Raw genomic sequence first — 21,546 nt, forward strand, 5'->3', positions numbered from 1 at the left:
AGGCCAGCTTGGCGCCAGCCGGGGAGGCCTAAAACGCACTCTCGGAAGGAACGGGCTCGACGTCGTTCGCGTGGTCAAGCTCGGGGGCCTTGTCTGCGCGCAGCTCATCGATCCGGACCAAGACTACTCCGCACACGATGAGCGCCCCGCCAACGAGCTGGATGGCTCCCGGCAATTCGGCCAGCAGCAACCAGGCCCACACCACAGCGAACAGCACTTCCGTGAGCGAGACGAAAGATGCAACCTTGGAACCGAGGCCTCGTGCTGCCATGATCCCCGTGACGTAGGACAGCACGGTGGACAGGATGACGAGGCCGGCGATCGATACCCAGCACGGCGTGGTCCACGGCCCGAGTTTGGTGTCCGCCGTGGCGAAATTCATGGACACCAGACCGGTCGCGCCGGCAATCCAGATGAGTAATGAACCGGCCATCAGGCCACCTGAGGCAAGCACGATGGGCGGCAGCGTGTCGTTCTGCTTGGCTGTGATGAAGAAGTAGATGACCAGGCAAACGGCCGCGGCCATGCCCCACAGGACGCCGATGAGGTCCACCTTCACGGAACCCGTGAGATCGAGCACCAGGACAAGGCCGCCGAGGGAAAGCAGCGTTCCCATGGCGGTGAGCGCCCGCGGCCGGCGTCGGCTCGCGGCCCACAGCCACAGGACGATCATGGTTGGCGCGAGATATTCGAGCAGGAGGGCGACGCCCACGGACAGCCTGGATACCGCGTTGAAGTAGAACAACTGGCACCCGGCAACACCGATCACGCCGAACAACAGGATGGTGACCCAGTTGTCCTTGAGCTGGTGCCAACGGCCACGGAGCGCGAGCCCCAGGCCCGACGCCATGAAGCCCGCAGCACCAGCCCGGTTTGTTGCAGCTGACACAGCAGCCTCCTGTCAGGAGTAAAATAAGTTACGCTGCTGACACTACCCTCGAGAGATGTAAGGAGTCAAAGTGCTTTTTGCACCTGACACTGAAGTGGCCCTTCGAAGCGCGGTCAATTTGATCAACACGGCCGCCAATGGCACCGAATCGCTCACGGGCGTCGCCGAACTCCAGGCCTTCCTCGACGCGGAAGAATTCACGGGGACCCGCGAAGGAACCGAGTCCGAATTAGTCAGCGTGAAGGGACTGCGGACCCAGCTGGCTTCCCTGTGGACGAGCGATGAGGACGCGGCCGCAAAAGCCGTCAACCAGCTCCTCAGTGCCGCGCACGCGCTCCCCCAATTGGTCAAGCACGATCGTTGGGACTGGCACTTGCACGCCACCACCCCCGAAGCGCCCCTCGCGGAACGCATGGGCACGGAAGCGGCCATGGCACTCGTGGACGTCATCCGCAGCAAGGAAATGGGACGCCTGCGGGTGTGCGCGGCAGACGACTGCGACGCCGTCGTGCTGGACCTAAGCCGCAACCGTTCCAAGCTCTATTGCGATACCGGTAACTGCGCCAACCGAACGCATGTGGCAGCTTACCGGGCCCGGAAGGCCTCGGGTGCGGAGTGAGCTAACAGCCTAGGGGGCGTCGGCGTCGGGCGTTTCGTTCTCGCTGCCCGCCTGGGGGGCGGCAGAACCGCGACCTTGGCCCGGCTTCCTGGAACTCAGGTTGACGCCCGAGCCCTTGCCAAGGTGCTCGGCATTTTCCTTGTAGCTCATGGAAAGCATCGCAGCGAGGACAAGGCTCACAATGAATGCGATGCCGGCGCCGGTGAAGGCAAGGTCAAAGCGCGGAGTACGGGCGCTGCCGCCGGAGGCGAAGATCAGCACGGCGAAGAAGATCACGACGGCCCAGAACGCGGAGAACATCAGCGGTCCCTTCACCGAGGTCCGCATCTTGCGCGGCTCTCCTGGTTTCTGGTCAGCCAAGGTCATTCCTCCAATGTGGGTGTTGGCGCCGTTCGCGCCTTGAGAGTTCTACGCAGGGTAGAACGTACGACTACTAGTTTACGGCCTCAGCGGAGGGGCTTTGCCCATCGTGCCGCAGGCTCAGTCCGGAAAGCAGCCACAGGACTCCCCCGATGATGGCGCCTCCGCCGGCAACACCGAGTAGCGCATGCGCTCCAAGGCCGATGAAGAACGGCAACGCAACTGCGGTTCCGATGCCCACCACGCCGGAAATGATCCAGTCCCGGGCAAGCACATGCCGTCCGCGCTGCCGGAATCCATGGATCAGCTCAAGCACTCCCAGCACCAGCAATCCTCCGAGCGCGCAAACGCCGACCCCCGTGTCTGATTGCGTGATCAAGGCACCCACCCCTGCCAAGCCGACCACGACGGCCGCGGCTGCCGGAACGCTCTGAGCCAGGAACGCGGCGCCCGCGGTGGCGAGCAGGTAAAGCCCGGTAGCCCAGGCCAGGACGTGAACGGAGGGCGAGCCCCAGAAGACGGTCACGGCTCCAAACACCAGCGCAACACCGGCGCGGAGAAGTACGGGCTTCCAGAGGCCGGCTGCTGTGGGCGTGGATGAAGTCGCTGAAGAGGCGGGGAGAGTCACCAGTCCAGTTTAGTGCGAACCCAGGACCATCCATTGGTCGGAGCGTGCCCGCAGCCCCAAAGTGACCCCGCGGGCCGCCATGTAGCCCAGCGCGAACGCGGCCCAGAGCCACACGAGCGCCGCCGCGCCGTCGGGCCTTGTCAGGTGGACTGCCGCCAAAAGCGGCAGGTAGACCGCGAGGTTCACGACGCCGGCAATCGCCAAGTAGGGAGCATCGCCCGCACCGATCAGGACGCCGTCCAGAACGAAGACGTAGCCCGCAAGGGGCTGCCCGACGGCGAGCACCCACAGTGCCGCGGTGAGAGCGGACTGGACGCCTGCGTCGGAGGTGAAGAGGAGGCCGGCCCACGGAGCGGCCACCGCGAGGAGGGCGCCGGTCACGACGCCGAAACCCAAGCCCCAGCGGACCATGGTGCGGGTGAGTTCTCGCGCCCGCGCCGGATGGGAGGCTCCGAGTTCCTTGCCGATGAGTGCCTGCGCGGCAATCGCCAAGGCGTCCAGGGCAAAGGCAAGGAAAGAGAAGATGGTCATAGCCAGCTGGTGTGCCGCCAGGTTCACGGACCCTTGGGAAGTGACCACGAAGACGGTGCCCAGGATAGCCAGGCGCAGGCTGAGGGTGCGGAGCATGAGCCATGAACCCACGGTGGTCATCGTGCGGATTCCGTGCCAGTCCGGGCGCAGTGAAACGCCGTGGCGCCGCGCATTCCGTCCCACCATCACCAGATACACCGCGGCCATGGCCCATTGGGCAATGCTGGTGCCGATGGCCGACCCCGCGACGGACATGTGCAACCCATAGACGAGGGTCCAGTTCAGGCCGATGTTCGCGGCGAAGCCCACCGTTGCGACCACCAAGGGAGTGCGGGTGTCCTGCAGCCCGCGAAGCACGCCGGTGCCGGCGAAGATCAGCAGCATGGCGACGAGTCCCGGCATCGACCAGCGCAAATAGTCGACAGCGTAGCTCCGCACCTCGCCGCTGGCGCCAAGCAACCCGAGCAGCGGCTCAGCCGCGAGGAAGCCGGCCGCCGCCAGGACGGCGCCCAGCAGCAAAGCCAGCCACGTGCCGTCGCGCCCTGCGGCCAGCGCTTTGGCGAGCTTTCCGTCTCCGATGGCCCTCGCCACTGCGGGAGTCGTCGAATATGCCAGAAAGACCATAAGTCCGACGGCGGTGTACAGAAGAGTGGATGCCAGCCCCACGCCCGCCAATTGCGGGACGCCAAGGTGCCCCACTATGGCGGAGTCGGCCAAGAGGAAGAGCGGTTCTGCGATGAGCGCCCCAAAGGCCGGGACAGCCAGGCGCAGGATTTCGCGTGCAGTTGAGCTCGTGGTGGTGCGGGTCACTGTTTGGGGCACTTTCCCAGCCTAGCGGGGCACGCCGACTCTGCCGAAGCCGGTCCGGCCCGTCATAGAGCGCGCCGGGATCCCTGCCGTCGATACACTCACGTCATGAGCGAGCTCCCCTCCCACTCCGTCACCCTGCGGTTCCTTGCCTCCCCCACCGATGTCGGACACAGCGGCTCGGTCGACGCCGGCACGGTCCTTGAGTGGGTGGACAAGGCCGCTTATGCGGCAGCTGTCGGCTGGGCGAAGTCCTATTGCGTCACGGCATACGTGGGCAACATCCATTTCGCCGACCCAGTGAACAGCGGAGACATGGTCGAGGTCGAAGCGACCATCGTCTACACGGGCCGCTCGTCCATGCACATCCGGACCATCGTGTCCTCGGGCGACCCCAAGGGCGGCCCGGCCACGATGCGCAGCCAGTGCCTGGTGATCTTCGTCGCGGTCGGTCCCGACGGCCGCCCGGTTCCGGTTCCGCAGTTCGAGCCTTCGACGCCGCAGGAAATCGAGCAGCGTGACAACGCCCTCGCGCGGATCGCCGTGCGGGAAAAGATCGTCGAAGCCATGAACGCACAGGAATATACCGACGCCGGCACGGCCGAGCGCGTTGTCCTCCGCTTCATGGCAGCTCCCACCGACGTGAACTGGGGCGGGAAGGTCCACGGGGGCATCGTCATGAAGTGGATCGATGAGGCAGCCTACGTCTGCGCTTCCCGCTATTGCGGCAAGGACACCGTGGCCGTGTTCTCCGGCGGCGTGCGCTTCTACCGCCCACTGTTGATCGGCGACGTGGTGGAAGTCGAAGCCCGGCTCGTCTATACAGGCCACAAAGGCATGCATATTGCCGTGCACGTGCGTTCCGGAAATCCGAAGGGCCGTGAGATGAAGCTGACCACCTACTGCCTCACAGTCATGGTGGCGAGGGACGAAACCGGCACGTCCGTTCCGATCCCGCCGTGGGTCCCGGTAACCGACGAGGACCGCCGTCTTCACGCCCACGCCCGCGAGCTGCTGGAGATCCGGGGACGGGCTCCCGGAAACCGGATGCCCGACCATTTGCTCAATGGCGGGTAGGCGTTCCGCGAGGGTCTGGCGCCGCGACGTCCTAGGCCGCGCGGCTTCGGCACGCCATGGGCCAGCTCGTCGTTGCGCGCGAACACTGCGCTAGGCAGGTCGGCACCCTCCAGCAATGCCGTCGCGGCGCCCCCGGCGGCAAGCGTGATCGCTGACGACGACACGACCGTCGACGGCGTTGATTTTCGCAGAAAATGACTCTTCGAACACCGAGTTCATCTCTTGGAGTCGCTTTCGCGGTTGATTCCAAGTTCGATTTCATCCGTGTGTGCTGGTTCGGATCGAACGAACATCTGCAGCTCTTATAGGCCCGAAGGCATATGAAGTCTGCCGCCTTGCCATTTAGACCATCAGCACTCCCGGAAGAACACACGAAGCCGTCAATACGTGTAACGCACGTTTCCCGGTCGAAGTGATCCCATCTCGACATTGATCGGTTGGAATGAGGGTCACAAACGTGCTGGAAGATATGCGCAGATGACCAGCGGCGGCTCTTTGTTGCACTGTCCGATTGTGGCCGTCCAATAGAGGAGGTACTTCCCGTGTCGCAGGATGCATCCAGCATGGGCGTCGAGCTTATTGGACCTTCGGCGCCTACCCTGCTCGATGCTGAGACGCCTGAGTGTGAAGGCCGGAACGTGCTCCGCATTCTTTACGCCTTTATTTCGCAGTAATTGATTGCTTTCGGCAATAGTAATCTTGCTGTTTAAGACTTAATAAGTGTTGTTACCGAGTCGTTACTGGCCTTGGGTTGAATACTGGGAGTATCCTGATAGCTTTCTTTGTGGGGGATATATCTGAACGTTGACATTCCCCCATCTCGCATTCGCATTAATAAATTTGGGGGAATTTGTATGGATCTGAAGAAGACGGTGGCAGGTATCGCGCTCACGGGTGCGCTGTGTTCGGTGGCAGGAACTGCGGTCGCTGGCACCCAGTATCCCGCCGAAGGCGGCACGTGGAACTACGGCTACAACATCGGTATCTATTCCGATTACATGCACGGAAGCCGGTGCCATGGCTCATCGGTTCGGAACGACTGGGGCTACAACAGCAGCATTAATACCGCTGGCGGTTACTGGGCGAACGCTTGGCACTCCGGAAACATCTGGACACACAACTCCTGGTACCACCGGGTCTGCTAACCGGAAGGTATTCCTGCCTGGCTAATGGCCGCCCGGCGGACCTTCCACATTCCGCCGGACGGATTCACACCATTTTGAGGACCCGTCCTAAATGTTAAAGTTACTTGTACGAATTACGTCATTGGGTATAGCCGTGTTCTTGTCGGTGTTGGCAGGAATCTATATATCGGCAGCCGAGGAAGCATTCCCCCGAGGTTCTGAATTTACGGCGAGCCTGGATTTCTCCCGAGTGCAAATGCCCAAAGCCCAAGTCATTTCCGAGTTGGATTCACTGGCGGACGCAACAGGTCTTCACCTGGCCAAAGTCGTTGCAGATCCTGAGGACTTCTTCAATTCACGATCGCTGTACGCCTTCGGCAAGGAAGCGCCGCTGACCGCGCAGGAGCTTGAATGGTTCAAAGCCGGCATGCATGGTCAGCTACGATCCGCGCATGAACTCGGTACCGCCTCCCTGAGCGGCCCCTACGTCTACTCGGGGTCCGAAAGCGCGACGCTGCATCTGACGCAATGGCTGGACACCCACCTTGTGAAGCGCAACATTTCCGCAAAGGACACCGTCGGTGTCCTCCAACAGGCACTGTTGGGCACGGGCGCTTGGCTGACCTTCCTGACGTGTCTGGTCCTCCTCATAACCCTGGTGATCGCGTGGTACGTCCTGCGTGCCAAGGCACGCACACTGAAGGTCTTATGCGGTACCCCCGCCAGCAAGATCGTCCTCGAGGACCTCCTCTCCCTGTTCCGGGTCGTGGCGATCCCCGCGGTCGTCGGCGTCCTTGCAGCCCTTGTCGTCGTTACTGCCCAAGGCAAGGCCTCCTACCTGACGTCCTTCACGCTCACTAGCGCCGCGTTCCTAAGCTGCGCCCTGGCCATGATGGTCCTGTGTGCGCTGCTGGTGAGTGCGTTGACGTGGCCGACCGTGGACGGTATCGCCTCGCGCCAGCCTCCCGAGAAACATTTCCAGCGGATCAGCGAACTACTCAAGGCAGCGACCCTTGTCTTGGTGACTGTGACGCTGCCCGTCGTCGGAGCGTCCATCGCCGAGGCGACGAACCTTTCAAACCAAGGCGCCCAGTGGGAGGTCTTGAAAGACCAGGTCTCACTGCGCGTAGGCGTCCGTTCGGATGCCGAGTTTCAGAGCCGGCAAGCAGAACTGCACAACCTTGCCGACGCCGCTTCCAGCACCGGCAAGCTGACCCTTTCCTACGCCATCAAGCCCGAATACCTTGTCAGACAGGACGAGACCGGGTCGGCCGACCTCGGCGGCTACGACGGAGTGGTCATCGCAAATCCCAACTACCTCAAGGCGATCTCGCCGCTCATCGCTTCTGATCCTTCCACGGGCGACCCGCTCGGGGCGCAAGGTACGAAGGTTTCCTTCGATGAACTCCCGGCAACCCTCAAGGACTATCTGACCAGACAGTTCCCACTGTGGAATCGAGCCGGCGACAACCTCAACGGGCTGGACCAGTCGCTCCAAAACTACCGATACACGGGGCAGCAAGAATTCCCTGCGCTTGCGCCCGTTCTTGGCGAGATGACCCATTTCCGGAACCCTCTCGTCATCGTCGTGGCCGACCCCGCCAAGACTTTCAACAACAGCACCATCGGCGGCTTCCTGACCACGGCGAATCTCACCTTCAACGACGCAGGCTGGGTCCGCGACTACCTCGCCGGACATTCCCTGGGGAGCGCGGTTCTCTCGGTGGACCGCATTTCGGACGCCGCCCTCTACAACAGCCAGCTCCAAAACCAGTCCGCGGGCATGAAGACACTATCCTTCACCCTGGTCCTCCTCGCACTCACCATGAGCACTGCGGTTTCGGCCCTCGTCTACGCCCTCTCCAAAGCCCGGCGCATCTTCGTGCAACGCACTTCAGGCTGGACGTGGCTCAAATCCCTCACCCGCCGCCTGGCGTGGGAGGGCGCGCTGGCCCTGGTGCTGGCAGTCGCCATGTACTTCGCCCTCGGCGCCGGCGCCCGTCCGGACGTTTGGTGGGCCTTGATCGCCGTCCCGCTCTATGTGCTCATCAGTCTCACCATGCATATCAGCTCGGCACGAGGAGTGTTCAGACGGCTCCTTTCCCGGGCAGCCTGACCGCCACCACGACCATTCGAAAGGTTCCCATGGACATCAAAGCAGACAATGTCACCGTCACCATCGAAGGAAAAAAGGTGTTGGACGGACAAAGCGCCCACGGCCTGCCTGGAAAGACTCTGGCGCTGATCGGGCCTAGCGGGTCCGGAAAGACCACCCTTCTCAACGTTCTCGGCCAGCTCCTCCGCGTCGATGGTGGCCGCGTAACCGTCGGCGGGCAAGACGCCACCAAATGGGATGACCGGCGAAGGCGCCGCTTTTGGCAGCAACACGCTGCGTTCGTCTTCCAGGATTACGGGCTCATTGACGAAGAATCAGTCGAATACAACGTCGCCCTCTCCCATCTTTCACTCCTCGGACTTCAGCGGCGCCAGAAAGCCGCCGTCGGGGAGGCGCTCGAACGAGTAGGGCTCACCGGCCGCGGCAAGGAGAAAGTATCAACCCTCAGCGGCGGCGAAAAGCAACGCGTGGGCCTGGCCCGGGCGATGTTCCGCTCCGCCGACATCATTTTCGCCGACGAGCCCACCGCGTCCCTCGACTTGGATAACCGGAACCTCGTCACAGGCTTCCTCCAGCAAGAGGCCGCCCGCGGCGCCGCTGTCGTTATTGCCACCCACGATGAGGCCCTCATGAACGCCTGCGACACAACACTTCGACTAGGACTCGAGCGGAGCTAGAACCCGCCGCCAGTCTCGCCGGCCATATTCGCGAAGCGGGAGTAATGGCCCTGGAAGGCAACCACAATGTCCTTGGTGGGACCGTTACGGTGCTTGGCGATGAGGATGTCGGCCTCGCCGGCGCGCGGGGACTCTTTGTCGTAAACGTCCTCGCGGTGGAGCAGGATAACCATGTCGGCATCCTGCTCGATGGAGCCCGATTCGCGGAGGTCCGAGACCATGGGCCGCTTGTCCTGGCGCTGTTCGGAGCCACGGTTGAGCTGCGAGAGCGCGATCACCGGGACCTGGAGCTCCTTGGCCAACAGCTTGAGGGCACGCGAGAATTCGGAGACTTCCTGCTGGCGGGATTCCACTTTCTTGCCGGAGCTCATGAGCTGCAGGTAATCGAGGATCACCAGTTTGAGGTCGTGCTGCTGCTTCAGCCGGCGGCACTTGGCCCTGATTTCCATGAGGGACATGTTGGGGCTGTCGTCGATGAAAAGTGGTGCATCGTTCATGCGGCCCATGGTGGTGGCGATCTTGGACCACTGCTCGTCCTTGATGGTGCCCTTGCGAAGGTCCTGGAGGCCAATGGTGGCCTCCGCGGAGAGCAAGCGCATCGCGATTTCATTGCGTCCCATTTCCAGGGAGAACATCACGGTGGCGAGGTTGTTCTTGATGGCAGCGGAACGGGCGAAGTCCAGCGCGAAGGTGGACTTACCGACGGCGGGGCGCGCGGCGATGACGATCATCTGGCCCGGGTGCAGGCCATGGGTGAGCTCATCGAGTTCGTAGAACCCGGTGGGGACACCCGTCATGCCCTCTCCACGGTGCCCGGATGCCTCGATCTCGTCAACGGTGGACTCCATGACGTCCTTGAGCGCCACATAGTCTTCCGCAGTGCGGCGCTCGGCCACGGCGTAGATCTCGGCCTGGGCCTGGTTGACGAGGTCTTCAACCTCACCGTCCTGGCCGTAGCCCATCTGGACGATCTTGGTACCGGCGTTGACAAGTCGGCGCAGGACGGCGCGCTCGGCGACGATTTCGGCATAGTAGCCGGCGTTGGCCGCGGTGGGCACGGTTTGGATGAGCTCGTGCAGGTAGGCGGGGCCGCCGATCCTGTTGATCTCGCCGCGTTTGGTCAGCTCGTCGGACACCGTGACGGCGTCGGCAGGCTCGCCGCGGCCGTAGAGGTCGATGATGGACTCATAGATGGTCTCGTGGGCCGGGCGGTAGAAGTCATGGCCGCGGACGATTTCCACGACGTCGGCAATGGCGTCCTTGGAAAGCATCATGCCGCCGAGGACCGATTGCTCAGCGGGAATGTCCTGCGGAGGCCTGCGGCTTGCGTCCGAGGTCCGGCCGCCCTCGATCGAGTCCAAGTGCGTAACTGACAAAGCCGTCCTCCATTGTGTACCGCGGCAGATAACTGTTGCCGGTGGGGCGATGCCCGCTATGGGTTGCTCCGACCGCCGTGCATGCCGGCTGGTCCAAAGTGTTCCGTAGGGCACCGACAATTCTGGTTCGCCCGGATTTCCACAACTTATCCACAGACAAGTCCGTGAGCGCGCTGCTTTTCGACGGCACCAAGGCACCGTCCTCCAGAAACCGGGTTTTCCACGTACCTAAAGCAGGTACTCAGCCACGTTAGCCTTGCTTTTCCGAGGCACCAAGCGGGGCCTGTGGATAAACTGTGGAATACACACCCCTGCTTGTGCACAGTCTGTGCATGACCCTGTGGAAAGACAAATTCTTTCTCCAGAAAATAGCGTCTGAACTGGGCAAACGTTCCTCACGGCATGTGGATCAAAAGTATTTTCTCCAACGCGTCATCCACAGGCCGACACGCGGAATCACCATCCCACCCCTGGCTCGGCGGGCTAAAGAGAGATAAATATGCCGAAATTGTGATACGCCCCACAATTTCTGCCGGAATTTGACAGGCGACTCTCAGAAGCTATGCCGAAGCAGGAATGTGCTGTGGATAACTGCGTTCTGACATAAGCTCTAAGTATGGGTTTCACTGTGGGGGATGTACTGCTGGTCGCAATGCCCGCGGTCATCCTCGTGGCTGTGATTTGGGCCCTGACGGCGGCATTCAAGCCACGCAACTCAGGGTTGTCCGACGCCGAGCGCTATCAACGGGAGCTGGCCGCCCGTTCGGCAGCCCACCAGGCCGCCCAAGTGCAGGCAGCAACCGCGGCCAGGGCCCGGATCGATGCATCCACAAGGCCGAGCCAAAACGCGCAACAGCAGTCCCAGCAGGACAGCCAGGCGCGGGCCGCGCTGAGTGCGCATGTCGTGCCCGGTCCGGGAGCCGGCCAAGCCGGCTACAACGGCCCCATCCTGCCCAACGGGCAGTTGAATCCACAGCTCGCCTTGCAATTGCAGGGCATGGTCCGCAGCGGGCAGAAGATCCAGGCCATCAAACTCCTGCGCCAGCAAACCCACTCGGACTTGTTGACCGCCAAGAACTACATAGATCGGCTTTAGCGCATGTCATCCCTACTCGTTCCGGTCTTGATCCTGGCGGCCGTCGTCGTCGGCGTGCTGGTCATCAGCCGTATGCTCTCGCGCCGCTCCGCGGAACTCCGCGGGACTGCTGCCGCGGGCAAGGCAGCCATGGATCCCGTGGAGCTGGCCCGCGAGGCCGCCGCGAAGCTCAGCGAGGACCAGCACCGCCAGCTGTATTCCCTGATCGCCCAAGGTCAGGCCATGGCGGCAATCAAGCTGTACCTCAGTGCCACGGGAGAGGGCCTGCGCGCCTCCCGGGACGCCGTCGGCGCCCTTGCGGCGCACCCGCAGCCCTTCCGCAAGCCCGAGCCCGCCCCGCAGGACCTCATGCCCGACGACGACGAACCGGAACGCTTCCCCTACCGTTACCGGGCCATCGTCAGCAAGGGCGACGTCACACGCGAAGTCAGCAGCAATATGCTCAATGACGAGATCTACGGACGGATCCGCACCCTGGCCAAGAGCGGCGACGTCGAAGCCGCGGCGTTGGCCCTGACCAAGCATTCCGATATCAGCATGAAGCAGGCCCGGGAGTTCATCGAGCTGCTGGACGACTAGCGCCAGGAACGCGACGGCCTGGCGCTAGCGCCCCGCCGTGATCCCCGCGAGGAGCTGCTCAAAAGGCAGGGATTCCATCGCGTCCGCCTTGCGCTGCGGTTGTTCGCCACTCAGGAGCCGGGCCAACTCGCCCGCCGCCCGGTCCACGCGGACCGAAAGTGGCGACGCGCCGTCGTCGGTGTTACCCCAATCCTGGGGCCCCGCGAAAACGGAGGTCTGGGTTATGCGGGTGCGAAGGTAGGTGAAGAGGGGGCGCATGGCGTAGTCGAGCACCATTTGGTGCCGATCGGTGCCGCCTGTGGCGCCCAGAAGAACTGCCTTGCCATCCAGGGACTTCGGATCCAGAACGTCGATGAAGGACTTGAACAGCCCGCTGTAAGAGGCGCTGAAGACGGGCGTGACGGCGATGATGCCATCAGAATCCTCGACGCCGGCGATCACCTCTGCGAGGCGCGGTGCAGCGTAGCCCGTGACGAAGTTGTTGGCGATATCCACCGCCAGGTCCCGGAGTTCGATAACGTCTACCCGCACCTCGTAGCCGGCATCGCCCAGCTGGCGCTTGGCCGACGCAGCGAGCTGGTCCGCAAGGAGCCTGCTCGACGACGGTACGCCGAGTCCGGCGGAAAGGACGGTTATGCGGCGGGTCTCCATGGCGATCTCCTGTTGCTAGGCGGTTCGATGGCTTCAAACCAGAGTACATGCGTTTGCATCTATACCCCCAAACGGCAGCCCCTCCGCTTTTATTCCCCTGCTACAGCCGCACGGTTCCCTGGATGCACATCACCGAGCTCCCACCCACCCAGGTCTCACCGTCCTCCGCATTGACATGGATGCGCCCCGCCCGGCCCAGGACCGTACCTTGAGCGGCGACGTACTGTTCCGGGGCCCGGCCGCTGCCGATGAGCCACTGGGCCGCTCCCGCGTTGAAGCTTCCCGTCACGGGGTCCTCCACCATGGCGTCGCCGGGAATGAATGTCCGGACTTCGAAATCGACGCCGGTACCCGGTCCGTGGGGACCGATCACACCAACCTTCATATCCCCCAACGCCGCAAGGTCCGGTTCAAGGCCGAGGACCTGCTCGGCCGACTCGAGCAGCACGCCGATCCATTGCGGGCCGTTGACAAGCCACGACGCATCCAAGAGCGCCCTGCGGGGCAGTCGGAGTCCAGCGGCCAACTGATCCATGATTGCCTCCCCGACGGGCCCGAAGCGGGTCAGCGGAGGCGCAGCGAACGCGAGGCGACCACTTGCGAGAAAGGCCTGGTGCGCATGGTTTCAAGGTTCACCGCTGCAGGCTATCACCGGGATGGGCGGGCAAAACAAAGGACCCCCGCCTCCGGAAACCGGTGACGGGGGTCCTTCTAGCTACGTCAAGGATTACTTCCCTGCAACGACCTCAAGGTCGATCACAGCAGAAACGTCCTCGTGCAGGCGGACGTTGGCCTGGTACGAACCAAGGGACTTGATGTGGTTCGGCAGTTCAACGTTGCGCTTGTCGATGGAGCCGAGGCCAGCAGCCTCAACGGCAGCAGCGACATCAGCCGGCTTGACGGTGCCGAAGAGACGACCGGACTCGCCGGCCTTCACTACGAGCTTGACCTTCTTGGAAGAAAGCGCAGAAGCCTGGGCCTGTGCAGCTTCAACCGAAGCGTGGGCACGAGCAGCGCGGGCAGCCTTGATGGATTCAACCTGCTTCTCGCCACCCTTGGTCCAGGTCAGAGCGAAGCCGCGGGGCAGCAGGAAGTTACGTGCGTAACCGTCCTTGACCTCGACAACATCGCCAGCAGCACCGAGACCGGTTACTTCGTGGGTCAGAATGAGCTTTGCCATGTTAGTTAATCCCTTCCTTAGCCGCGGCCAGCGCCGGAGTAAGGCAGCAGAGCAACTTCGCGGGCGTTCTTGATTGCCTGGGCGATTTTGCGCTGTTCCTGCACCGTGACGCCAGTGACGCGACGGGCGCGGATCTTTCCGCGGTCGGAGATGAACTTGCGCAGCAATGCTACGTCCTTGTAGTCGATGACGGTGATGTCAGCGGCCTTCAAGGGGTTGGACTTTGGTTTGGGCTTACGGAGTTCAGCCTTAGCCATCGTGGAGCTCCTTTTCTATGGAGCCCGTGGAATGGATCCACGGGATGGTGGTGCTCGACGGCGGTCGCCACCCGGGTGCCTCGCGGCACGTCCGGCGGGTTCCGGCGTCGAACTTTTATGAGTATTTAGAAGGGAGGTTCGGAATCCGGGCCGTTGCCCCATCCACCCGCATTGCTGACGCCCGGGGTAGCCCAGGGGTCTTCCTGCGGTGCGGACTGGCCGCCGCCCCACGATCCGCCGGAGTTGCCGCCCTGGTTTGCACCAGCGCCGCCACCTCCGAAGCCACCGCTGTTGTTGCCGCCGCCGAAGCCGCCCTGACCACCCTGACCGCCGGAGCGCTGGGTGCGGTTGACCTTGGCGTTGGCGTAACGCAGGCTCGGGCCGATTTCATCGACTTCGAGCTCGATAACGGTGCGCTTCTCGCCTTCCTTGGTTTCGTAGGAACGGCTCTTCAGGCGGCCGGAAACGATCACACGCATGCCCTTGGTAAGGGATTCGGCGACGTTTTCAGCTGCTTCGCGCCATACCGATGCGCGGAGGAACAGGGTTTCCCCGTCCTTCCATTCATTGGACTGACGGTCGAAGGTCCGGGGAGTAGAAGCGATGGTGAAGTTCGCTACTGCCGAACCTGACGGCGTGAACCGCAGTTCGGGGTCATTGGTGAGATTACCGATGACCGTAATAGTGGTTTCGCCTGCCATCTACTGCCTCCTTGTTCGTTCCTGCGGGGTAAAGAATGAAATGCCGGGAGCTGAATTACTCAGCAACGACCTTCTGCTCTTCGGGGCGGGTGATCTTGGTGCGCATGATGGTCTCGTTGAGACTCAGCTGGCGGTCAAGTTCCTTGGCGGTTTCCGGCTTGGCGGTGAAGTTCACCACGGCGTAGATACCTTCGGACTTCTTCTTGATTTCGTACGCGAGGCGACGGCGGCCCCAGATGTCAACCTTTTCGATGGTTCCACCATCGTTGGTGATGACATTGAGGAACTTCTGAAGCGACGGCTCTACGGTACGCTCTTCGACCTCGGGGTCGATGATTACCATCAATTCGTAAGGACGCATATGTGAACCCACCTCCTTTGGGCTAAGCGGTTACGGCATTTCCGTAACAGGAGGTTCATTTGCGATGAACAGCGCTGACGACCTCTTCCAGAAGCGGAAGGAGGGCGCAGCACAGACTTCAATATCTTAGTCCATTTCCCGGGTCTAAGCCTATTCGGCGTGTCCACAAGGCGGAATGGGCAGCGCAGCGTATGTGGATAACCCGGGTATGCGGGCAACCCGCGTGGAACCAGCGCGCCGGACTCGGGCAGACTGAGCCCATGACCATCTTCAAGTCCATCGCCCTCTTTGTCCTCGCGGCCATCGCCGAGATCGGCGGCGCGTGGCTCGTATGGCAATCTGTCAAGGAAGCCAAGCCCTGGTGGTGGGCAGGCCTTGGGATCGTGGCCTTGGGCATCTACGGGTTCGTGGCTGCGTTCCAGCCGGACGCGCATTTCGGCCGCGTTCTCGCCGCTTACGGCGGCGTGTTCATCGCCGGATCCTTGGCCTGGGGAATGCTCCTTGACGGATTCCGGCCGGACCGCTGGGACATCATCGGAGCCATGATCTGCCTGCTCGGGGTCGCGGTGATCATGTTCGCTCCGCGGTCGGCGACCTGACGGCAGGCCGGCTCGGCCTCGTGTGATGATCGGTCTATGAACGGAGTCGCTGCCGCGGTGGCGACCGGATATGGGGTGAGTGGATCTACGCACCCGCCGCGGGCTGGGCAGTGGCCGCGGCGGTCTACAACGTCTTCGTGTGGACCGTCATCACTCCGATGGAAGCCGATCAAACGGCCGGCCACGCCAGGGAAGAAGATCCACGCCGCTTGCCCTGCTGGCCCTCGTCGGAGCGGTGGCGTCGTGGCTCCTGGTACACACGCTCTTCACCTTGTGCTACGCCGAGGTGTACTACACGGAGGAGCCGCCCCGTGGAATCGAATTCAACCAAAAGGAACCGCCGCAGTACACGGATTTCGCCTACATGGCATTCAGCCTCGGAATGACCTACCAGGTCTCGGACACGTCGATCACCACCAGGGCAATGCGGTCTGCCGCCTTGCGGCACAGCCTGCTCGCCTATGTTTTCGGCGTCGGGATCCTGGCAACCACCATCAACCTCGTGGTGAGCCTCGCATCCTGAACTAGATTGCCGTGCGGAAGAACAACTCCGCCACCGCGGCCAGGTGGTGCGGGTCCTCAACGCCGCACAGCTCGCGTGCCGAGTGCATCGAGAGAAGGGGCACTCCGACGTCGACCGTCCGGATCCCCAGTCGGGTAGCCGTCAGCGGGCCGATGGTTGAGCCGCAAGGGACGTCGTTGTTGGAGACGAACTCCTGGTAGGGGATGGCCGCCTCGCCGCACAGTCGTGCCCAGAATGCCGCGCCGGTGGCGTCAGTGGCGTAGCGCTGGTTGGCGTTGATCTTGAGGAGCGGTCCGCCGTTGAGGATGGGCCGGTTGGCGGGATCGTGCCGTTCGGGGTAGTTGGGGTGGACGGCGTGGCCGGCATCCGCGGAAACACAGAACGACGCCGACAACGCTTGGCGCCGTTCACTCGCTGTGGCGCCGAGTCCGTCGGAGATCCGGGTGAGGATGTCCTCGAGGATGGGTCCGCAGGCACCGGAGCGTGAGGCAGAGCCGATTTCTTCGTGGTCGAAGGCGGCCAGGACCGCGATGGGGCCGCCGGCCGGAGCACCCACGGCCGCATGCGCAATGAGCGCCGCGAGCCCCGCGTGGGTTGAAGAGAGGTTGTCGAGCCGTCCTGAAGCGAAGAGCTCGCCCCTGGCACCGAACTGCTCAGGAGCCTGGGTGTCCGCGACGACGATGTCGTAGCCGCCGATGTGTGCTGGATCCACGGAAGCCCCGGCAACGGACTCCGCCAGTATTGCCAGGACATCCGCGGAATCGGGATCACCCAGGCCGAACACGGGGTTCATGTGCTGTTGCTTGTCGAGCGTGAGGCCGTCGTTGACGGCCCGGTCCAGGTGGATGGCCAATTGCGGAAAGCGCAGGAGCGGTCCGGTTGCGGTGAGGTGCTCGGTGCCGTCCAGCATTACGAGCCGGCCCGCGAGTCGAAGCTCACGGTCCAGCCAGGAGTTCAGGAGGGGACCGCCGTACACCTCCACGCCGGCCTGGAGCCATCCGAACTTGCCTGTGGTCGGTTTGGGCTTGAGTTTGAAGGACGGAGAGTCAGTGTGGGCGCCGAGGATGTTGAATCCCGTGGTCGGAGTTACGCCTTGGGGCGTCACCCAGGCGATGAGGGCGCCATCCCGGACCACATAGAAGCTGCCCGCGCCGCCTTCCCATGGCTGAAGTTCATCCAGGGCAGTGAAACCGGCCGCATCGAGCCGGCGAGCTGCCTCGTGGACGGCGTGGAAGCTCGACGGCGAGGCGGTCACATACGCGCCAAGGTCCTGGATGTGTTCTGCAGCGGAGTTCGAAGGCATGGCTCCGAGTCTAGCCCTGGCCTCCGACGACGCCTGCGAGGCAGTACCCGCGTTACTAGTAATCCGGGTTGCTCGGGACCACGAGTCCGGTTTCGTAGGCGTAGACCACCACTTGGACCCTGTCGCGCAAGTGCAGCTTGGTGAGGATCCGCCGGACGTGGGTCTTGACCGTGGCCTCCGAGAGAAAGAACTTGTGGGCGATTTCGGCATTGGACAGGCCTCCGGCGATAGCCTCGAGCATCTCGGTCTCGCGAGGCGTCAACTCTTCGAGCAGCGGATCGCGCTGCTGGGCTGCGGCCTGGCCGGGCACGCGGCCTCCGCGGACGTAGGTCTCCAGGAGCCGCTGGGTAACCCTCGGAGCCACCACTGCATCGCCGCTGGCCACAAGCCGGACGCCCTGGACCAACTCGGCGGGCGCAACATCCTTCAGCAGGAAGGCCGAGGCCCCTGCCTGCAGGCCGGAAAAGGCATATTCATCAAGGTCGAAAGTAGTCAGGATGATGATCCTGGCGCTGGAGTCCGAGGCCGTGATCCGCCGTGTGGCTTCGATTCCGTCCATCGCGGGCATCCGGACATCCATGAGAACCACGTCCGGTTCCAGCTCCCCGACCTTCCGCACGGCTTCGGCACCGTCGGAAGCTTCACCCACCACTTCGAAGTCTTCTTCGCCTTCCAGGATGAGCCGGAAGCCCATGCGCAGCAGGGGCTGGTCGTCCACCAGCAGGACCCTGGTGGGAGTGCCGTCCGTCATGATTTCCCCTTGTCGCCATTCCATTTCAGCTCCGCATGGACACGCCACCCGCCGTGGATCCAGGGCCCGGCATCCACGGTTCCAGCATAAATTCCCGCACGCTCACGCATCCCCGCGATACCCTGGCCCGTTCCCAAGGCCGCCTCCTCGGTTCCCGGGTCCAGGGACCCCCGGCCGTCGTCGAGCACTTCAACGGTGACCGAGTCGCCTTCGCGCACGATCCGCACATCGACGTGGCTCAACGAGCGCCCGTACCTGAGCACGTTGGTCAGGGATTCCTGCACGATCCGGTAGATGGTGAGCTGGAACGCCGGGTCTTCGGGCAGGGCCGGTCCGGTGTGCGAATAGTGCAACGGGAGCCCCGCCGTCCGGAATCCGTCCAAAAGCTTGCTCAGGTCGTGCCCGGAAACCAACGGCTCCAAAGGCGCCGAGCGGACGGAATCCACCCGCAACACGCCGAGCACGCGGCGCATGTCGGCCAGAGCAGCCCTGCCGGTGCGGGAAAGTTCGCCGAGCACCTCACCTGCGCGCTGCGGATCCTTCTTGACCACGACGGCGGCTCCGTCCGAGAGGCTGATCATGACCGTTAGCGAGTGGGCTACGACGTCGTGCATCTCCCGGGCGATCCGGTTGCGTTCGGTGACGGAACCCAGGCGGGCCGTGCGGGCAGCCCAGGCCCTGATTTCGTTCTCATGCTCTCGCCGCTGCCGCACCGAGATGCCGATGCCGGTGGCGATCAGGTTGGACAACATGATGCTGGCAGCCGCAGCGATGTTGCTGATGAGGTGGAAATTCTCCGGAAGCGGCTCACCGTTGGCAGGTGCCGCCGGTGCAGTCCACATGAAGAGATAGACAAGCGTCAGCGGCAGGCTCGCCGCGCCGAAGACAGTCAACGCAAAGGTCCGGGTCCTCGCCACGGCCACCGCATACAGCGCGAACCACAATCCCGCAGAGACGTTCGAACCCCAGGGATTCAACAGCGTCACCGCCACTTCGAGGACCGCAACGGCCGCCGTGACACTGAGCGGATTGCGGCGTCGAAGGAAGAGGACTCCGGCAATGGCAATGAGCAGTACGGCGGCGAGCCACTTGCCATCCAGGATGGAGCCGATGAACGTGGGCAAGGCCAACAGCGAATAGCACAGCACGACCACCGCGTCCATGACGCGCGGGTGCTCAAAAAGATAGCGGCGGATCCTGCCACGGCGGCGCAGCGTGATTTCAGCAAAGGACGCCTCGGCCACGTGGGCCGACGCGTCCTTTGCCGGCAACTCTTCACTCATGGCTTGAGCCTAGTGGCCTTGCCTGGAGTGGGCGTCCCTGGAACCGAATCCAAACGATCGCGAATCAGACGTCGCGCTTCTTGAGTGCAATGAGGGCCGGAACCATGAACAAGATGACGTAGCCAAGGAACACGAGGCCGCCCGCCCACGGATCCAGGGTGCCGTCTACGTGGCCGATCGACAAGAAGCGGCCACCGGCCTCACTGGGCAGGTACTGCGGGACGTACTTCCAAAATTCTCCCGGTGCCAAGCTGAGGAACTGCCCTGCGAACGGGAGGACGAACATGATGCCCACCAGGACGGTAATACCGCCCGCCGAGTTCTTCAGCAGCGTTCCGAGCGAGAGTCCGATCAGCGCGACGCCCGCGACGTACAGGCCGCCGGTGAAGACGCTGTAGAGGACACCATCCGTGTTCCAGCCGAGGTCAAGGCCGAAGTTGGCAAACATGGGCGAAGCCAAAAGGAAGGTCACGGTGCCGGCGACAACCGAAAGGACGTAGGACACCACAACCAGGACCACGGCTTTGGCACCGAAGGTGGAGAGCCGCCCCGGTGCCGCGTTCATGGTTGACCGGATCATGCCGGTGGCGTACTCGGAGGCAATGAAGAGTACGGCCAGGGAACCCAGGACGAGGATGCCGATGTTGAGTCCGGCGTTCGGCAGGTTGTAGAGGCTGAACCCCGAACCCGGCGGGAAGGAGTCGACGGCTTGCTGGACCGATTCCTTGTGGCCCTGCCGGCCGACTTCGACCATCTGGTTGATGAAGTTCCAGCGGACCAGGGCGGACAAGAGGCCGATGCCGACAATGGCCACGAAGGTCAGGACCAACAGGAGCTTGGTGCTCATGAGGGTCCGGAACTTGATGGCCTCGGAGTTCAGCACCCGGAGGAAAGTGACGCCACCGGTCCCGGCTGACGGGGTCGCATGTTTCGTGCTGATGGTTGGCGTGCTCATGACTGGATCCCTTCCATGGTGGCAGCGGATGTGGCGCCGACGGCGGGGCTTCCGTTCAGGGGCCCGCCCGGCGCTGCCGGTCCACCGGTGATGTGCGAGTGGTATTCCACCTCGTCCTTGGTCAGCTGGAAGTAGGCCTCTTCCAGCGAGGAGGTCAGCGGAGTGAGCTCGTAAACCAGCACCCGGTTGTCGAGGGCCAGCTCGGCGATGCGGAGCGGCTCGACCCCGTACACTTCGAGGGTTTCACGCTCGTTCTGCTCCACCCGGACACCGTCGCGGGCCAACAACTCGGACAAGCGCGTGGTCTCCGCGGTACGGACCAAAGTGCGCTTGCGGGACTGGCTCTCGATCAGCGCTTCCACCGTGGTGTCGGCAATGATCCTGCCGCGACCGATCACAATCAGGTGGTCCGCGGTCTGGGCCATCTCGGACATGAGGTGGCTGGAAATGAAGATCGTCTTGCCTTGGCTTGCCAGGTAGCGTGCGAGGTTCCTGACCCACTGGACACCCTCGGGATCCAGGCCGTTGACCGGTTCGTCGAGGATGAGCGTCTGGGGATCGCCCAGGAGCGCATTGGCGATGCCAAGCCGCTGGCCCATGCCCAGGGAGAACCCTCCGGCCTTCTTCTTGGCGACCGCGGTGAGGCCGGTCATCTCGATGACTTCCGCAACGCGCGAGTTCGGAATCCCATGGGTTGCGGCCATGGCGCGCAGGTGGTTGTAGGCGCTGCGGCTGGTGTGCACCGCCTTGGCATCGAGCAGCGCTCCGACTTGGTGGAGCGGGGCTTTGTGCTGGGAGTAATGCCGGCCGTTGACGATGACGTCTCCGGACGTCGGACGGTCAAGACCCATGATCATGCGCATGGTGGTGGACTTGCCGGCGCCGTTCGGGCCAAGGAAGCCCGTGACTTTCCCGGGCTGTACGGTGAAGCTGATTCCGTCCACGGCTGTCTTTGCGCCGTAGACCTTCCTCAAGCCTGTTGCCTCAATCATGGAAGCGTTCCCTCCGCTTGCTGCAGCTAGGTGGTGACTGTAGCTACAACGCTAGTCACCGACCCAGCAGAATTCGCCGGTCTCAGGGATGATTCAGGGGCCGCTCAGGGT

24 protein-coding genes and 1 pseudogene are annotated in these 21,546 nt (G+C 63.1%); 9 read left to right on the forward strand and 16 right to left on the reverse strand.

Going from position 1 to position 21,546, the window contains the following annotated elements:
* Nucleotides 1–28: 28 nt before the first annotated feature.
* Nucleotides 29–895 (reverse strand): annotated as a pseudogene (locus tag J2S96_RS06335) (EamA family transporter); the annotation flags it as partial.
* Nucleotides 896–959: 64 nt separating this feature from the next.
* Here J2S96_RS06335 and J2S96_RS06340 point away from each other — a divergent pair.
* Nucleotides 960–1,508, forward strand: coding sequence for a CGNR zinc finger domain-containing protein (locus J2S96_RS06340; RefSeq protein WP_306861021.1), 549 nt, complete (start codon nt 960–962; stop codon nt 1,506–1,508).
* Nucleotides 1,509–1,517: 9 nt separating this feature from the next.
* On the opposite strand, the gene J2S96_RS06345 is transcribed toward J2S96_RS06340, so the two are convergent.
* The 3 genes from J2S96_RS06345 to J2S96_RS06355 all read right to left on the reverse strand — a co-directional run bounded on the left by J2S96_RS06345 (nt 1,518) and on the right by J2S96_RS06355 (nt 3,849).
* On the reverse strand, nt 1,518–1,874 hold the full coding sequence (locus tag J2S96_RS06345) for a hypothetical protein (protein ID WP_306861023.1): 357 nt from the start codon (nt 1,872–1,874) through the stop codon (nt 1,518–1,520).
* 67 nt (nt 1,875–1,941) lie between these two features.
* Nucleotides 1,942–2,496 (reverse strand): hypothetical protein, encoded by a 555-nt coding sequence (locus J2S96_RS06350; protein ID WP_306861024.1) that lies wholly within the window; start codon nt 2,494–2,496, stop codon nt 1,942–1,944.
* A gap of 9 nt (nt 2,497–2,505) precedes the next feature.
* The gene (locus J2S96_RS06355) at nt 2,506–3,849 is read right to left on the reverse strand and encodes an MATE family efflux transporter (RefSeq protein ID WP_306861026.1); all 1,344 of its coding nucleotides are present in this window, start codon (nt 3,847–3,849) and stop codon (nt 2,506–2,508) included.
* A gap of 93 nt (nt 3,850–3,942) precedes the next feature.
* Here J2S96_RS06355 and J2S96_RS06360 point away from each other — a divergent pair, with 93 nt between their 5' ends.
* The 4 genes from J2S96_RS06360 to J2S96_RS06375 all read left to right on the forward strand — a co-directional run bounded on the left by J2S96_RS06360 (nt 3,943) and on the right by J2S96_RS06375 (nt 8,828).
* Nucleotides 3,943–4,911, forward strand: a complete 969-nt coding sequence (locus J2S96_RS06360; RefSeq protein ID WP_306861028.1) for an acyl-CoA thioesterase — start codon at nt 3,943–3,945, stop codon at nt 4,909–4,911.
* An 854-nt stretch (nt 4,912–5,765) separates the two neighbouring features.
* Nucleotides 5,766–6,056, forward strand: a complete 291-nt coding sequence (locus tag J2S96_RS06365; protein WP_306861030.1) for a lactococcin 972 family bacteriocin — start codon at nt 5,766–5,768, stop codon at nt 6,054–6,056.
* Nucleotides 6,057–6,291: 235 nt separating this feature from the next.
* Complete coding sequence (locus tag J2S96_RS06370; RefSeq protein ID WP_306861032.1) at nt 6,292–8,151, forward strand: hypothetical protein; 1,860 nt, start codon at nt 6,292–6,294, stop codon at nt 8,149–8,151.
* Between the two features lie 29 nt (nt 8,152–8,180).
* Nucleotides 8,181–8,828: an ABC transporter ATP-binding protein gene (locus J2S96_RS06375; protein ID WP_241707604.1), complete on the forward strand. Its 648-nt coding sequence runs from the start codon at nt 8,181–8,183 to the stop codon at nt 8,826–8,828.
* On the opposite strand, the gene dnaB is transcribed toward J2S96_RS06375, so the two are convergent.
* Nucleotides 8,825–10,204, reverse strand: coding sequence for a replicative DNA helicase (gene dnaB / locus J2S96_RS06380; RefSeq protein ID WP_234757853.1), 1,380 nt, complete (start codon nt 10,202–10,204; stop codon nt 8,825–8,827). The two genes, J2S96_RS06375 and dnaB, sit on opposite strands and share 4 nt — an antisense overlap.
* 616 nt (nt 10,205–10,820) lie before the next feature.
* Between dnaB and J2S96_RS06385 the strand changes: the two genes are divergently transcribed.
* Both J2S96_RS06385 and J2S96_RS06390 read left to right on the forward strand, forming a co-directional pair.
* Nucleotides 10,821–11,300 (forward strand): hypothetical protein, encoded by a 480-nt coding sequence (locus tag J2S96_RS06385; protein WP_306861035.1) that lies wholly within the window; start codon nt 10,821–10,823, stop codon nt 11,298–11,300.
* 3 nt (nt 11,301–11,303) lie between these two features.
* Nucleotides 11,304–11,879 carry a hypothetical protein gene (locus J2S96_RS06390; protein ID WP_306861037.1) on the forward strand — a complete coding sequence of 192 codons (576 nt, stop codon included), beginning with the start codon at nt 11,304–11,306 and terminating at the stop codon, nt 11,877–11,879.
* A 24-nt stretch (nt 11,880–11,903) separates the two neighbouring features.
* On the opposite strand, the gene J2S96_RS06395 is transcribed toward J2S96_RS06390, so the two are convergent.
* The 6 genes from J2S96_RS06395 to rpsF all read right to left on the reverse strand — a co-directional run bounded on the left by J2S96_RS06395 (nt 11,904) and on the right by rpsF (nt 15,029).
* Complete coding sequence (locus J2S96_RS06395; protein WP_306861039.1) at nt 11,904–12,530, reverse strand: FMN reductase; 627 nt, start codon at nt 12,528–12,530, stop codon at nt 11,904–11,906.
* 100 nt (nt 12,531–12,630) lie between these two features.
* Nucleotides 12,631–13,065, reverse strand: coding sequence for a PhzF family phenazine biosynthesis protein (locus tag J2S96_RS06400; RefSeq protein WP_370873014.1), 435 nt, complete (start codon nt 13,063–13,065; stop codon nt 12,631–12,633).
* Between the two features lie 192 nt (nt 13,066–13,257).
* Nucleotides 13,258–13,710 carry a 50S ribosomal protein L9 gene (gene rplI, locus J2S96_RS06405; RefSeq protein WP_059388834.1) on the reverse strand — a complete coding sequence of 151 codons (453 nt, stop codon included), beginning with the start codon at nt 13,708–13,710 and terminating at the stop codon, nt 13,258–13,260.
* A gap of 17 nt (nt 13,711–13,727) precedes the next feature.
* Entirely contained in the window at nt 13,728–13,967 is a 240-nt protein-coding gene (gene rpsR / locus J2S96_RS06410; RefSeq protein ID WP_003800144.1) for a 30S ribosomal protein S18, read from the reverse strand.
* 125 nt (nt 13,968–14,092) lie between these two features.
* Nucleotides 14,093–14,668, reverse strand: a complete 576-nt coding sequence (locus tag J2S96_RS06415; RefSeq protein ID WP_306861043.1) for a single-stranded DNA-binding protein — start codon at nt 14,666–14,668, stop codon at nt 14,093–14,095.
* Between the two features lie 55 nt (nt 14,669–14,723).
* A complete protein-coding gene (gene rpsF, locus J2S96_RS06420) occupies nt 14,724–15,029 on the reverse strand; it encodes a 30S ribosomal protein S6 (protein ID WP_013602900.1) in 306 nt (101 codons plus the stop codon).
* Nucleotides 15,030–15,289: 260 nt separating this feature from the next.
* Between rpsF and J2S96_RS06425 the strand changes: the two genes are divergently transcribed.
* A complete protein-coding gene (locus J2S96_RS06425) occupies nt 15,290–15,628 on the forward strand; it encodes a YnfA family protein (protein WP_306861046.1) in 339 nt (112 codons plus the stop codon).
* 139 nt (nt 15,629–15,767) lie between these two features.
* On the forward strand, nt 15,768–16,151 hold the full coding sequence (locus tag J2S96_RS06430; protein ID WP_306861048.1) for a DUF1345 domain-containing protein: 384 nt from the start codon (nt 15,768–15,770) through the stop codon (nt 16,149–16,151).
* A gap of 1 nt (nt 16,152) precedes the next feature.
* On the opposite strand, the gene J2S96_RS06435 is transcribed toward J2S96_RS06430, so the two are convergent.
* From J2S96_RS06435 to J2S96_RS06455, 5 genes are all read right to left on the reverse strand, one after another.
* Nucleotides 16,153–17,454, reverse strand: a complete 1,302-nt coding sequence (locus J2S96_RS06435; RefSeq protein ID WP_306861050.1) for a M18 family aminopeptidase — start codon at nt 17,452–17,454, stop codon at nt 16,153–16,155.
* A 55-nt stretch (nt 17,455–17,509) separates the two neighbouring features.
* Nucleotides 17,510–18,205, reverse strand: coding sequence for a response regulator (locus tag J2S96_RS06440; RefSeq protein WP_306861052.1), 696 nt, complete (start codon nt 18,203–18,205; stop codon nt 17,510–17,512).
* Entirely contained in the window at nt 18,202–19,488 is a 1,287-nt protein-coding gene (locus J2S96_RS06445) for a sensor histidine kinase (protein ID WP_306861054.1), read from the reverse strand. The genes J2S96_RS06440 and J2S96_RS06445 overlap by 4 nt, the downstream gene beginning before the upstream one ends.
* A gap of 64 nt (nt 19,489–19,552) precedes the next feature.
* On the reverse strand, nt 19,553–20,443 hold the full coding sequence (locus J2S96_RS06450; RefSeq protein WP_306861056.1) for an ABC transporter permease: 891 nt from the start codon (nt 20,441–20,443) through the stop codon (nt 19,553–19,555).
* Nucleotides 20,440–21,435: an ABC transporter ATP-binding protein gene (locus J2S96_RS06455; protein WP_306861058.1), complete on the reverse strand. Its 996-nt coding sequence runs from the start codon at nt 21,433–21,435 to the stop codon at nt 20,440–20,442. Before J2S96_RS06455 ends, J2S96_RS06450 begins: the two co-directional genes overlap by 4 nt.
* Nucleotides 21,436–21,546 lie beyond the last annotated feature (111 nt).

The organism is Arthrobacter bambusae, from assembly GCF_030812595.1.
Taxonomy (GTDB): Bacteria; Actinomycetota; Actinomycetes; order Actinomycetales; family Micrococcaceae; genus Arthrobacter; species Arthrobacter bambusae_B.

What these genes read in the sequence shown, in the direction of transcription:
- J2S96_RS06345 (WP_306861023.1), bottom strand. Translation starts at nt 1,874, where the DNA reads ATGACCTTGGCTGACCAGAAACCAGGAGAGCCGCGCAAGATGCGGACC.
- J2S96_RS06360 (WP_306861028.1), top strand. Translation starts at nt 3,943, where the DNA reads ATGAGCGAGCTCCCCTCCCACTCCGTCACCCTGCGGTTCCTTGCCTCC.
- J2S96_RS06365 (WP_306861030.1), top strand. Translation starts at nt 5,766, where the DNA reads ATGGATCTGAAGAAGACGGTGGCAGGTATCGCGCTCACGGGTGCGCTG.
- J2S96_RS06370 (WP_306861032.1), top strand. Translation starts at nt 6,292, where the DNA reads ATGCCCAAAGCCCAAGTCATTTCCGAGTTGGATTCACTGGCGGACGCA.
- J2S96_RS06375 (WP_241707604.1), top strand. Translation starts at nt 8,181, where the DNA reads ATGGACATCAAAGCAGACAATGTCACCGTCACCATCGAAGGAAAAAAG.
- J2S96_RS06385 (WP_306861035.1), top strand. Translation starts at nt 10,821, where the DNA reads ATGGGTTTCACTGTGGGGGATGTACTGCTGGTCGCAATGCCCGCGGTC.
- J2S96_RS06390 (WP_306861037.1), top strand. Translation starts at nt 11,304, where the DNA reads ATGTCATCCCTACTCGTTCCGGTCTTGATCCTGGCGGCCGTCGTCGTC.
- J2S96_RS06395 (WP_306861039.1), bottom strand. Translation starts at nt 12,530, where the DNA reads ATGGAGACCCGCCGCATAACCGTCCTTTCCGCCGGACTCGGCGTACCG.
- J2S96_RS06400 (WP_370873014.1), bottom strand. Translation starts at nt 13,065, where the DNA reads ATGGATCAGTTGGCCGCTGGACTCCGACTGCCCCGCAGGGCGCTCTTG.
- rplI (WP_059388834.1), bottom strand. Translation starts at nt 13,710, where the DNA reads ATGGCAAAGCTCATTCTGACCCACGAAGTAACCGGTCTCGGTGCTGCT.
- rpsR (WP_003800144.1), bottom strand. Translation starts at nt 13,967, where the DNA reads ATGGCTAAGGCTGAACTCCGTAAGCCCAAACCAAAGTCCAACCCCTTG.
- J2S96_RS06415 (WP_306861043.1), bottom strand. Translation starts at nt 14,668, where the DNA reads ATGGCAGGCGAAACCACTATTACGGTCATCGGTAATCTCACCAATGAC.
- rpsF (WP_013602900.1), bottom strand. Translation starts at nt 15,029, where the DNA reads ATGCGTCCTTACGAATTGATGGTAATCATCGACCCCGAGGTCGAAGAG.
- J2S96_RS06425 (WP_306861046.1), top strand. Translation starts at nt 15,290, where the DNA reads ATGACCATCTTCAAGTCCATCGCCCTCTTTGTCCTCGCGGCCATCGCC.
- J2S96_RS06435 (WP_306861050.1), bottom strand. Translation starts at nt 17,454, where the DNA reads ATGCCTTCGAACTCCGCTGCAGAACACATCCAGGACCTTGGCGCGTAT.
- J2S96_RS06440 (WP_306861052.1), bottom strand. Translation starts at nt 18,205, where the DNA reads ATGACGGACGGCACTCCCACCAGGGTCCTGCTGGTGGACGACCAGCCC.
- J2S96_RS06445 (WP_306861054.1), bottom strand. Translation starts at nt 19,488, where the DNA reads ATGAGTGAAGAGTTGCCGGCAAAGGACGCGTCGGCCCACGTGGCCGAG.
- J2S96_RS06450 (WP_306861056.1), bottom strand. Translation starts at nt 20,443, where the DNA reads ATGAGCACGCCAACCATCAGCACGAAACATGCGACCCCGTCAGCCGGG.
- J2S96_RS06455 (WP_306861058.1), bottom strand. Translation starts at nt 21,435, where the DNA reads ATGATTGAGGCAACAGGCTTGAGGAAGGTCTACGGCGCAAAGACAGCC.